Source organism: Achromobacter sp. HNDS-1 (genome assembly GCF_040084795.1).
GTDB lineage: Bacteria > Pseudomonadota > Gammaproteobacteria > Burkholderiales > Burkholderiaceae_B > Achromobacter > Achromobacter ruhlandii.
Map to the genome: position 1 here is coordinate 4,708,162 of NZ_CP157584.1, position 12,340 is coordinate 4,720,501.

The 12,340-nt window shown below is 65.5% G+C and carries 10 protein-coding genes; 7 read left to right on the forward strand and 3 right to left on the reverse strand.

What is annotated here, in order from left to right:
* Window positions 1–33 precede the first annotated feature (33 nt).
* The 7 genes from sdhC (at window position 34) to ABFG95_RS21790 (ending at window position 6,198) form a co-directional block, all read left to right on the forward strand.
* Window positions 34–450: a succinate dehydrogenase, cytochrome b556 subunit gene (sdhC, locus tag ABFG95_RS21760; protein WP_006389362.1), complete on the forward strand. Its 417-nt coding sequence runs from the start codon at window positions 34–36 to the stop codon at window positions 448–450.
* Window positions 451–834, forward strand: coding sequence for a succinate dehydrogenase, hydrophobic membrane anchor protein (gene sdhD / locus ABFG95_RS21765; protein ID WP_049072252.1), 384 nt, complete (start codon window positions 451–453; stop codon window positions 832–834).
* Window positions 835–837: 3 nt separating this feature from the next.
* A complete protein-coding gene (gene sdhA, locus ABFG95_RS21770) occupies window positions 838–2,616 on the forward strand; it encodes a succinate dehydrogenase flavoprotein subunit (RefSeq protein WP_049072253.1) in 1,779 nt (592 codons plus the stop codon).
* Window positions 2,617–2,634: 18 nt separating this feature from the next.
* Entirely contained in the window at window positions 2,635–3,351 is a 717-nt protein-coding gene (locus ABFG95_RS21775) for a succinate dehydrogenase iron-sulfur subunit (protein WP_024068140.1), read from the forward strand.
* A gap of 26 nt (window positions 3,352–3,377) precedes the next feature.
* Window positions 3,378–3,638 carry a succinate dehydrogenase assembly factor 2 gene (locus ABFG95_RS21780; RefSeq protein WP_049077540.1) on the forward strand — a complete coding sequence of 87 codons (261 nt, stop codon included), beginning with the start codon at window positions 3,378–3,380 and terminating at the stop codon, window positions 3,636–3,638.
* A gap of 19 nt (window positions 3,639–3,657) precedes the next feature.
* Complete coding sequence (locus ABFG95_RS21785; RefSeq protein WP_047992235.1) at window positions 3,658–4,968, forward strand: citrate synthase; 1,311 nt, start codon at window positions 3,658–3,660, stop codon at window positions 4,966–4,968.
* A 120-nt stretch (window positions 4,969–5,088) separates the two neighbouring features.
* Window positions 5,089–6,198 (forward strand): hypothetical protein, encoded by a 1,110-nt coding sequence (locus tag ABFG95_RS21790; protein WP_348994924.1) that lies wholly within the window; start codon window positions 5,089–5,091, stop codon window positions 6,196–6,198.
* 31 nt (window positions 6,199–6,229) lie between these two features.
* Here ABFG95_RS21790 and ABFG95_RS21795 read toward each other — a convergent pair whose 3' ends face one another.
* From ABFG95_RS21795 to mdeB, 3 genes are all read right to left on the reverse strand, one after another.
* Window positions 6,230–6,682, reverse strand: a complete 453-nt coding sequence (locus ABFG95_RS21795; RefSeq protein ID WP_049072255.1) for a DUF2214 family protein — start codon at window positions 6,680–6,682, stop codon at window positions 6,230–6,232.
* A gap of 149 nt (window positions 6,683–6,831) precedes the next feature.
* Complete coding sequence (locus ABFG95_RS21800) at window positions 6,832–9,129, reverse strand: NADP-dependent malic enzyme (protein ID WP_049072257.1); 2,298 nt, start codon at window positions 9,127–9,129, stop codon at window positions 6,832–6,834.
* Between the two features lie 254 nt (window positions 9,130–9,383).
* Entirely contained in the window at window positions 9,384–12,071 is a 2,688-nt protein-coding gene (gene mdeB / locus ABFG95_RS21805; protein WP_348994925.1) for an alpha-ketoglutarate dehydrogenase, read from the reverse strand.
* Window positions 12,072–12,340: the final 269 nt, after the last annotated feature.

The window sequence follows — 12,340 nt, forward strand, 5'->3', positions numbered from 1 at the left end:
ACGATTCCCTAGTTCCGAAACACCGAGGCCGTCATGTCCGACACCGCTGCCAAGCCACGTCCGCAGTTTCGCAATATTGGGCTTGCCCAAGTTGCGTTCTCCTATCGCCTGCCCCTGGCCGGCAAGCTGTCCATCCTGCACCGCATCAGCGGCATATTGCTGTTCCTCTGTCTGCCCTTGGTCATTCTGCCGCTGTTCGCGGCCAGCGTGGCCTCGCCGCAGACCTTCGCGGCCGTCGCCGCGTATGCCGGCAATCCGATCGTCAAGCTCGTCCTCCTGGTCCTGATCTGGGGCTACCTGCATCACTTCTGTGCGGGCATCCGCTACCTGCTGCTGGACCTGCACCTGGGCATCGACAAGCTGTCGGCCAAGAAAAGCGCCGGCGTGGTTTTCGGTGTCAGCCTGGCGCTGACCCTGGTGTTCGCCCTCAAACTGTTCGGAGTGCTGTAAATGGCCGCCGCTAAAAACTACGGACCCAAGCGCCTGGTCGTCGGCGCCCACTATGGCGTCATGGATTTCATCATCCAGCGCATCACCGCCGTCATCATGGCCGTGTATACGCTGGTGCTGCTCATCGGCATCCTGTTGATGCCTGCCTTCACGTATGAATCGTGGCACGCGCTGTTCACGTTCTACGTGGGCGTTCTTCCGGTCGGCCAGATCCTGGCGACCCTTGCATTCATTGCGTTGGCCTGGCATGCCTGGATTGGCGTGCGCGACATCTGGATGGACTACGTCAAGTCGGTGGGCGTGCGCCTGCTGCTGCAAGTGCTGACGATCCTCTGGCTGATCGGTTCGGTCGTTTACTTCGCGCAAATCCTCTGGAGCATCTAAGCCGTGGTCTCTGTCATGAAATCCTTGCCGCGCCGCCAGTTTGATGTGGTGGTCGTTGGCGCCGGCGGAGCCGGCATGCGTTGTTCGCTGCAACTGTCCCAAGCGGGCCTGTCCGTTGCGGTGCTGTCCAAAGTGTTCCCCACGCGCTCGCACACCGTTGCCGCGCAGGGTGGCGTGAGCGCCTCGCTGGGCAACATGAGCGAAGACAACTGGTACTGGCACATGTACGACACCGTCAAGGGCTCGGACTGGCTGGGCGACCAGGACGCCATCGAGTTCATGTGCCGCGAAGCCCCCAACGCCGTGTATGAGCTCGAACACTTCGGCATGCCGTTCGACCGCAATCCCGACGGCACCATCTACCAGCGTCCGTTCGGCGGCCACACCGCCAACTTCGGTGAAAAGCCGGTCCAGCGCGCCTGTGCCGCTGCCGACCGTACCGGCCACGCGCTGCTGCACACCCTGTACCAGCGCAACGTCGCCGCCCGCACCCAGTTCTTCGTCGAATGGATGGCGCTGGACCTGCTGCGCAACGAAGCCGGCGACGTCGTGGGCGTGACCGCCCTCGAAATGGAAACCGGCGAGATCTACATCCTGGAAGCCAAGACCACGGTGCTGGCCACCGGCGGCGCCGGCCGTATCTGGGCCGCCTCCACCAACGCCTTCATCAACACCGGCGACGGCCTGGGCATGGCCGCCCGCGCGGGCATCCCGCTGCAGGACATGGAATTCTGGCAATTCCACCCGACCGGCGTGGCCGGCGCCGGCGTGCTGATCACCGAAGGCGTGCGCGGCGAAGGCGGCATCCTGCTGAACAAGGATGGCGAGCGCTTCATGGAGCGCTACGCGCCCACGCTGAAGGACCTGGCCCCGCGTGACTTCGTGTCGCGCTCGATGGACCAGGAAATCAAGGAAGGCCGTGGCTGCGGTCCGGACGGCAGCTACGTGGTGCTCAAGCTCGACCACCTCGGCGCCGACGTCATCAACAAGCGCCTGCCCTCGATCCGCGAAATCGCCATCAAGTTCGGCAACGTCGACCCGATCAAGGAACCGATCCCCGTCGTCCCGACCATCCACTACCAGATGGGCGGCATCCCGGCCAACTACCACGGCCAGGTGCTGACGCGCGAAAACGGCGAGAACAAGATCGTCAACGGCCTGTACGCCATCGGCGAATGCGCCGCGGTGTCGGTGCACGGCGCCAACCGCCTGGGCACCAACTCGCTGCTGGACCTGATCGTGTTCGGCCGCGCCACCGGCAACCACATCGTCAATTCGCATCCGGAACGCCAGCACGCGCACCAGCCCGTGCCGCAGCAGGCCGTCGAATTCTCGATGGACCGCGTCAACAAGCTGGAATCGCGCACCTCGGGCGAGAAGACCCAGGATATCGGCAATGCCATCCGCTTCTCGATGCAGCGCCACTGCGGCGTGTTCCGCACGCTGGAACTGCTGAACGAAGGCGTGACCCAGATCGAAGACCTGGCCAAGCAAGCCGACAACATCTACTTCAAGGACAAGTCCAAGGTGTTCAACACCGCGCGCGTCGAGGCGCTGGAACTGGCCAACATGACCGAAGTGGCCCGCGCCACCATCAAGTCGGCCGCCAACCGCACCGAGAGCCGCGGCGCCCACGCGCTGGACGATCACCCGACTCGCGACGACGAGAACTGGCTCAAGCACACGCTGTGGTACTCCGAAGGCAGCCGCCTGGATTACAAGCCTGTGCAGATGAAGCCGCTGACGGTCGAGTCCTTCCCGCCCAAGGCGCGTACCTTCTAAGTCCGGATAGAGCCTACTATGAGCACCAAGAGAATCGTCAAGTTCGAAATCTACCGCTACGATCCGGACAAGGACGAGCGCCCCTACATGCAGAAGCTGGAAGTCGAACTCCAGCCGACCGACAAGATGCTGCTCGATGCGCTGGTGCGCATCAAGAACGACGTCGACGACAGCCTGGCCCTGCGCCGCTCGTGCCGTGAAGGCGTGTGCGGTTCGGATGCCATGAACATCAACGGCAAGAACGGCCTGGCCTGCACGACCAACCTGCGCGAGCTGAAGGAACCGATCGTGCTGCGCCCGCTGCCGGGCCTGCCCGTGATCCGCGACCTGATCGTGGACATGACGCACTTCTTCAACCAGTACCACTCGATCCGCCCGTACCTCATCAACGACACGCCGCCGCCCGAGAAAGAGCGCCTGCAGTCGCCCGAGGCGCGCGAAGAGCTGGACGGCCTGTACGAGTGCATCCTGTGCGCGTGCTGTTCCACTTCCTGCCCGTCGTTCTGGTGGAATCCGGACAAGTTCGTCGGCCCGGCCGGCCTGCTGCAAGCCTACCGCTTCATCGCCGACAGCCGCGACGAAGCCACCGGCAGCCGTCTGGACAACCTGGAAGATCCGTACCGCCTGTTCCGTTGCCACACCATCATGAACTGCGTCGACGTCTGTCCCAAGGGGCTGAACCCGACCAAGGCCATTGGCAAGATCAAGGAACTGATGGTCCGTCGCACGGTCTAGTAGTTTGGTGTATTTAAGGTGTAATGATGAGCAGGCTTACTGAACTGGAACGGGCGCGGCTGCGTTGGCGGGCGCGCCGGGGCCTGCTCGAAAACGACTTGATCATCACCCGGTATCTCGACGCCTACGAGGCCGAGCTTACCGACGATGACGTGACGGCATTGACGCAGCTCTTCGAGTTGGGAGACAACGATCTTCTCGACCTGCTGCTGGCCCGCAAGGAACTCGAGGGCGCACTGGACACGCCCCGACTCCGCGGCATCATCGGCCAGATGCGGTCGCTCTGATTAATTGAGAGGAAAAAACATGAACCTGTCTGACAAAAAAGCCACTCTGTCCTTCTCGGACGGCAGCGCACCCATTGAGTTCCCTGTCTACAAGGGCACGGTCGGTCCGGATGTGATCGACATTCGCAAGCTGTACGGCCAGACGGGCATGTTCACGTTCGACCCCGGTTTCATGTCGACCGCGGCTTGCGAATCGGGCATCACCTACATCGACGGCGACAAGGGCGAGCTGCTGTACCGCGGCTACCCGATCGAACAGCTGGCCGTCAATTGCGACTTCATGGACATCTGCTACCTGATCCTGAACGGCGAACTGCCGAACCAGGAACAGAAGGCCGATTTCGATTCGCAAGTGACCCATCACACGATGGTCAACGAACAGCTGCACTTCTTCCTGCGCGGTTTCCGTCGCGACGCCCACCCGATGGCCGTCCTGACGGGCCTGGTGGGTGCGCTGTCGGCGTTCTACCACGACTCGACCGACATCACGAACCCGCAGCATCGTCACATCTCGGCCATCCGCCTGATCGCCAAGATGCCGACGCTGGTCGCGATGGCGTACAAGTACTCGCAAGGCCAACCGTTCATCTATCCGCAGAACGACCTGTCCTACACGGGCAACTTCCTGCGCATGATGTTCGCCACGCCGTGCGAAGAGTACAAGGTCAACGAAGTCGTCGAGCGCGCGCTCGACCGCATCTTCATCCTGCACGCCGACCACGAGCAGAACGCCTCGACTTCCACGGTCCGCCTGTGCGGTTCGTCGGGCACCAACCCGTTCGCCGCCATCTCGGCCGGCGTGGCTTGCCTTTGGGGCCCGGCGCACGGCGGCGCCAACGAAGCTTGCCTGCAGATGCTGGAAGAACTGCAAGCCAACGGCGGCATCGCCAAGGTCGGCGAGTTCATGGAGAAGGTCAAGGACAAGAACTCGGGCGTGCGCCTGATGGGCTTTGGCCACCGCGTCTACAAGAACTACGACCCGCGCGCCAAGCTGATGCAGGAAACGTGCAAGGAAGTGCTCTCGGCCCTGGGCCTGGAAAACGACCCGCTGTTCAAGCTGGCCATGGAACTGGAACGCATCGCCCTGGAAGATCCGTACTTCGTGCAGCGCAAGCTGTACCCGAACGTGGACTTCTACTCGGGTATCGTCCAGCGCGCCATCGGCATCCCGACCTCGCTGTTCACGGCCATCTTCGCGCTGGCCCGCACGGTGGGCTGGATCGCCCAGTGGAACGAAATGCTGTCGGATCCCGATTACAAGATCGGCCGTCCGCGCCAGCTGTTCACCGGTTCGGTCACGCGCGACGTGCCCCCGATGGACAAGCGTTGATACGCTGCCACGCTTGACCAGGAAACCGCCTTCGGGCGGTTTTTTGTTGGCCGCCGGCTCCTCGGCCGGTTCCGCCGATGGCCGCCCCGCCGTCGCGGTTTGGCGTTTATCATCCCTGCCATGATTCCAATAGCGCTGCCCTCAGCGGGCTTCTACATTTTCGTTTCCCTGGGTTTTCTTGCCGGCCTGGTGCTGCTTGGATGGGCGCTGGTGCTGGTCGCCAGCGGCGGCGCGCGCCGCACGGTTCGCAAATACTGGAAGACCTCCGGACTGCTGTTCGTGGTGCTGCTGGTCCCCTTTGCCTTCTATGCCTGGGTCCAGACGGTCATCTGGCAGATCGAGCGCGAAGGCGCGCGCCGCGAGGCCGCCCGCAACGTCACCCTGGAAGCGCCGACGACGGTAGGCGGCACCGCCATGCCCGCGGGCACGCGCCTCAAGCTGCAGGACGAGGGCGAGCTGGAAACCTACGTCGAAGCCGAGTTTCCGCAGCCCGTGGCCATGTACGGCGTGCAGGCGTCGCGGGCGCAACGCTATCTGGACGCCGAGTACGACAGCGAAACCTACGCCCTGCGCGGCCGGCATCCGCGCAGCGTCCTGCTGCGAGGCACTGGCAGCCAGACGGTGCTGGGCTGGCAATGCGACGCCACCCAGGACATTGAATTCGACGTGGCGAAGGATGGCGCGATGATGGCGCTGAACAAGTGCGTGCTGGGGCCGGGCAACCGGGTCGACACGCTGGATCTTGCGCCCGGTTCCATCGTGTATGGATCGAGCGGCACCGTCTACACGGATGGCTCGCGCGATCCGGATCAATGGCGTATCGAGGTCAAGGACCCGGTGGCGGTCAAGGTGTTCGGGCTGCCGTTGAGCGAGCCCCGGCTTTACCTGGATGGCGAGCGGCGCCTGTTGCGCGTCAGCGATGCCGAGCTGGCCTGTCCGACGACGTTCGGCGGCGTCCGTTATGCCGCCGGCACCCAGGTGCAGTCGATGCGGCGCGGTCGTGGCGATGCCCGCGAGCCGTTTCCGGGTGTGCTGGTGCTGAGTCCCTGGAACGGCGACGTCGCCCGGCGCGATGGCCTGCCCGATGTGCCCGAAGGCATGTCGGTGAGGCAGACGCTGTCCGGCGAAGTGATCGACGTGGTCCGGAACGACGCCGTCGGCGTGTTCCACTTCGCCACTATCACCGTCGGCGACGACGCGCCACAGCCGACCCGCGCGCGCTGTCCCTGAGACGGGCGAGCCGCGCGGATCGCGGCGCGCCCTACGCGCCGATGCCGCGCGCCATCAGCACGGCGAACAGGGGCAGCAAGATGAACAGGTGCGATTCGATCATTACCCAGCGGCGCGCGCGCTTGATCTGGGCGGCGTCCGGCACGAAGGCGGGCTGCTGGCGCGCCTGTTTGGCCCAGCGCAGGAAGGCCAGCGTGGGCGGGATCGAACAGAGGCCGATGATGACGAACAGCGTGATCTTGGCGTGGAACCATGGGTTGCCCATGTAGAACGCGGCCCCCTTGACCCCCAGTGTCAGGCGCAGCACGCCGGTGGCCAGCACCAGGATCGCGCTCAGCAGATACAGGCGGTCATAGACCACCAGGCGCTTGAGCGTGGCCGGCGTCAGGTCGGGGCGCAGCAGCACCGCTTCGGCGGTCAGCACCACCACCAGGACGAAGATGGCCAGGAAGTGAAACCAGGCCAGGAAGGCGTCGAGCAACATAGGGTCGGGCTCCGGTAGGGAAGGGTCGAGGGGAGTCGCTGCCCCGTTTTTACCATTCGCCCGTCGCGGCGCACTATCGCGGCATCAAGCGGCCCAAAAAAAAGGACGCCCCGTGGGGCGTCCCTTGCGTGCCGATCAGCGCAGTGCGATCAACGGCGCTTCTTGGCGGCCTCGGCGGCTTCCTGCTGCGCATCGACCACGGCCAGGGCGGTCATGTTGACGATGCGGCGCACGGTGGCGCTGGTCGTCAGGATGTGCACCGGACGCGCGGCGCCCAGCAGGATCGGGCCCATCGCGACGCCATTGCTGCCCGTCATCTTCAGCATGTTGTACGTGATGTTGCCGGTGTCCAGCGTCGGCATGACCAGCAGGTTGGCGCGACCCTTCAGGGTGCTGTCCGGGTAGGCCAGCACGCGGATCTTTTCCGACAGGGCGGCGTCGGCGTGCATTTCGCCGTCCACTTCCAGGTCGGGCGCGCGGTCCTGCACCAGCTGGCGCGCGGCGGCCATCTTGCGCGACGATTCCGTGACGCGGCTGCCGAAGTTCGAGTGCGACAGCAGGGCGATCTTGGGCACCACGCCGAAACGCAGCATCTCGTCGGCGGCCTGGATGGTGATGTTGGCGACTTCCTCGGCCGACGGGTTTTCGTTGACGTGGGTGTCGGTGACGAACAGCGTCTGGTCGGGCAGCATCAGCACATTCAGGGCGGCGTAGGTCTGGCCTTCCTTCCTGCCGATGATTTCGTCGATGTACTTGAGCTGGTTGTCGTACTTGCTGGCCACGCCGCACAGCAGCGCGTCGGCATCGCCGCGGCGCAGCAGCATCGCGCCGATGAGCGTGTTGTGCTTGCGGATCATCGCCTTGGCGATGGCCGGGGTCACGCCTTCGCGGCCCTTGAGTTGGTAGTACGCGTTCCAGGTTTCGTTGAAGCGGCTGTCGTCTTCGGGATCGACGATCTCGAAATGCTGGCCGGCGACCAGGCGCAGGCCGAACTTCTTGATGCGCATCTCGATCACGGACGGGCGGCCGATCAGGATCGGGAACGCCAGCTTTTCATCGGCCACGGTCTGCACCGCGCGCAGCACGCGCTCGTCTTCGCCGTCGGCGTAGATGACGCGCTTGGGCGCTTTCTTGGCCTGGGCGAACAGCGGGCGCATCAACTGGCCCGAGTGGTAGACGAAGCCCATCAGCTTCTGGCGGTAGGCCTCGATGTCCTCGATCGGACGGGCGGCCACGCCGGAGTCGGCGGCGGCCTGGGCCACGGCCGGGGCGATCTGGACGATCAGGCGCGGGTCGAACGGCTTCGGGATGATGTAGTCGGGACCGAACGACAGTTCCTGGCCGGCGTAGGCGCGGGCCACTTCGTCGTTCTGCTCGGCCTGGGCCAGCTCGGCGATGGCCTTGACGCACGCCAGCTTCATTTCCTCGGTGATGCGCGAGGCGCCGGCATCCATGGCGCCGCGGAAGATGAAGGGGAAGCACAGCACGTTGTTGACCTGGTTCGGGTAGTCCGAACGGCCGGTGGCGATGATGCAGTCGGGGCGGGCGGCCTTGGCGACTTCCGGGCGGATTTCCGGTTCCGGGTTGGCCAGCGCCAGGATCAGCGGACGGTCGGCCATGGTCTTGACCATGTCGGCGGTCAGCACGCCGGCGGTCGAGCAGCCCAGGAACACGTCGGCGCCGTTGACCACGTCGGCCAGCGTGCGCGCGTCGGTCTTCTGCGCGTAGCGCTTCTTGTTGGCTTCCATGTTTTCATCGCGGCCGTCCCAGATCACGCCGCGAGAGTCCACCACGTAGATGTTCTCGCGCTTGACGCCCAGGTGCACCAGCAGGTCCAGGCAGGCGATGGCGGCGGCGCCAGCGCCCGAGCAGGCCAGCTTGACCGTGCCGATGTCCTTGCCCACGACCTTCAGGCCGTTCAGGATGGCGGCCGAGGAGATGATGGCGGTGCCGTGCTGGTCGTCGTGGAAGACGGGGATCTTCATGCGCTCGCGCAGCTTCTTCTCGATGTAGAAGCACTCGGGCGCCTTGATGTCTTCAAGGTTGACGCCGCCGAGCGTGGGCTCGAGCGCGGCGATGATGTCGACCAGCTTGTCGGGGTCGTTCTCGGCCAGTTCGATGTCGAACACGTCGATGCCGGCGAACTTCTTGAACAGGCAGCCCTTGCCTTCCATGACCGGCTTGGCGGCCAGCGGACCGATGTTGCCCAGGCCCAGCACGGCGGTGCCGTTGGTGATCACGCCCACCAGGTTGCCGCGCGAGGTGTACTTGGACGCGGCGTCGTCGCCCTGGTCGAAGATGGCCATGCACGCGGCGGCCACGCCGGGCGAGTACGCCAGCGACAGGTCGTCCTGGTTGGCGAGGGTCTTGGTCGGGGTGACCGAGATCTTTCCGGGGGTGGGATAGGCGTGGTAATCCAACGCCAGTTTGGTGAGGGTTTCGTCCATGGGATACAGCCTTTTCGGCGCTAACTGGAGATAAAAGCGAGAAGGTAAAACGGAAAGCAAAAAGCGGGCTCGCGGCCCGCCGTATTCTTTGGGAAATGCTTAGGGAACACCCGTATTTCAACAGAAAGCGGCGCGGATTGGTTGTTGCAGCGCAGCGATCGTCCGATTTTGATCAAACCGGCGCGCCTTGTGATGGCACCGATGAAAAGGAGAAAAGCCCCGGGCTGGGGCTTTTCTCCTTTGCTTTCAGGGCGTTATTGCGCCCAGGGAGGCGTGGCGCGATCGGCTGCGCCGAGTTTGCGGCGCAATGCGCTGGCCTGGTCCTGCCGGCCCAGGCTGTCCAGCGCGTGCAGCACGATCCAGTCGGCGCTGACCTCGAAGAAGTCGCGCAGGCGGGCGCGGGTGTCGCTGCGGCCGAAGCCGTCGGTGCCCAGCGTGCGGTAGGGCGCGGGCACCCAGGCACGGATCTGTTCGGGCACGGCGCGCACGTAGTCGGTGGCGGCCACCACTGGCGCATCGCTGCCGCCCAGGCAGGCGCGCACCCAGTCCGCGTCCGGCGCGGTGGCCAGGCCGAGGGCGCGCGCGCGTTCGGCCTCGCGGCCGTCGCGCGCCAGTTCGGAGAAACTGGTCACGCTCCAGACCTCGGCATCCACGCCGTATTCCGCGTGCAGGCGCTCGGCGGCGATTTCCGCTTCGCGCAGCATGGGGCCGGCGCCCAACAGGCGCACCGTCGCCTGCTGGCGCGCCGGGCGCAGGCGGTACATGCCGCGCAGGATGCCCTCGGTAGCCGCCTCGTCCCGTGGCAGATCGGGCTGCGCCAGGTTCTCGTTGGTGACGGTCAGGTAGAAGAACTCGTCGCGCTGCTCGTCCAGCATGCGGCGCATGCCGTACTCGACGATCACCGCGACTTCGTAGGCGTAGGCGGGATCGTAGGCGCGGCAGTTGGGCACGGCCGCGGCCATGATGTGGCTGGAGCCGTCCTGGTGCTGCAGGCCTTCGCCGCCCAGCGTGGTGCGGCCGGACGTGGCGCCGATGAGGAAGCCGCGCGTGCGCTGGTCGGCCGCGGCCCAGATCAGGTCGCCGATGCGCTGGAAGCCGAACATCGAGTAGTAGATATAGAAGGGCAGCATCGGCAGGCCGTTGACCGAATAGCTGGTGCCGGCCGCCGTCCACGACGATATCGCGCCGGCCTCGGTGATGCCTTCTTCCAGGATCTGGCCGTCGCGCGCTTCGCGGTAGTACAGCACCGAGCCGATGTCTTCGGGTTCGTACAGCTGGCCTTGCGCCGAGTAAATGCCGATCTGGCGGAACAGGTTGGCCATGCCGAACGTGCGGGCCTCGTCGGCCACGATGGGTACGATGCGCGGACCGACCTGCGGGTCTTTCAGCAGCGCCGTCAGCATGCGCACGATGGCCATGGTGGACGACATCTCCTTGCCGTCGGCGCTGAGCGCGAAGCGCGCCCATTGGTCCACCGCCGGCGGCGCCAGGCGCGGCGCCTGGGTCTGGCGGCGCGGGATGTGGCCGCCCAGGGCGGCGCGGCGCGCCTGCAGGTGGCGCAGTTCGGCGCTGTCTTCGGCCGGGCGATAGAACTTGAGCGCCAGGCAATCGGCATCGGAGATCGGCAGGGCGAAGCGGTCGCGGAACGCCAGCAGCGCCTCGTCGTCCAGCTTCTTCTGCTGGTGGGTGGTCATCTTGCCCTGGCCGGCCGTGCCCATGCCAAAGCCCTTCTTGGTCTGCGCCAGGATCACGGTGGGCTGGCCGCGATGGTGCGCGGCGCGGTGGTACGCGGCATGGATCTTGACCATGTCGTGGCCGCCGCGGTGCAGGCGGTCGATGGCCTCGTCGGTCCAGTCTGCCACCAGCGCCGCCAGTTCGGGATTCTGGTTGAAGAAGTGCGCGCGGTTGAAGGCGCCGTCGTTGGCGGCGAAGGTCTGGAACTGGCCGTCCACCGTGTTGGCGAAGGCGCGCGCCAGGGCGCCGTTGGTGTCGCGGCGCAGCAGGGCGTCCCAGTCGCTGCCCCAGACCAGCTTGATGACGTTCCAGCCGGCGCCCGCGTACAGGGTTTCGAGTTCGTCGATGATGCGGCCGTTGCCGCGCACCGGGCCGTCCAGGCGCTGCAGGTTGCAGTTGACCACGAACACTAGGTTGTCGAGCTTTTCGCGCGCGGCCAGGGTCAGCGCGGCGATCGACTCCGGTTCGTCCATCTCGCCGTCGCCGAAGATGCCCCAGACCTTGCGGTCGCTCGCGGGCACCAGCGAGCGGTGCTCCAGGTAGCGCATGAAGCGCGCCTGGTAGATCGCGTTGATGGGGCCGATGCCCATCGAACCGGTGGGGAACTGCCAGAAGTCCGGCATCAGCCAGGGATGCGGATACGACGACAGCCCGCGCAGGCCGCGCGCGGTGGCGGTGATCTCCTGGCGGAAGTGGGCCAGGTCGTCGTCGCTGAGAAAGCCTTCGAGGTAGGCGCGGGCGTAGACGCCGGGCGCCGAGTGTGGCTGCATGTAGACCAGATCGCCGGGACCGTCGGCCGTGGCCGCGCGGAAGAAGTGGTTGAAGCCGACCTCGAACAGGTCGGCGGCCGAGGCGTAACTGGCGATGTGGCCGCCCAGTTCGCCATGGGCCTGGTTGGCGCGCACCACCATGGCCAGGGCGTTCCAGCGGTTGATGCGGGCGATGCGTTCCTCGACCGCCAGGTTGCCGGGAAAGGGCGGTTCCTGGTCGGCGGGGATGGTGTTCAGGTAGGCGGTGCGCGTCTGGCTGTTGGCGCGCAAGCCCAGGGCGGCGGCGTGCCCCAGCAGGTTGTCCAGCACATAGCCCGCCCGTTCGGCGCCCGAGGCCTCGACCAGGGATTGCAGGCCGTCGCGCCATTCGGCGGTTTCGGCGGGATCGGCATCATGCCGGGGGGCGGTCCCGGCGGGGGAATGGCTGGCGTCGCACATGATGGTTTTGTCTCCTTTGTAAGCGCCATGCTAGTCCTGTCGCTGGGGCATGGGTAATCAAAATGCCGGGAGGAAATCGTGGTTTTCAGCATAATCATTTGACGATTGGCGTGTCGGCGGCAGGATCTGCCGCCTTCGGCCGCTTACCGGTGGTGACCACCTGCTGGACGCCAAGGCGCTAGAATTCGCGCTTCACAAAAAACAAACCGGCAACCAGACAGGGCGGCAACGCCCTGATAGCCGGGGCCGTCCCGCCCCAGCGGCGGGCT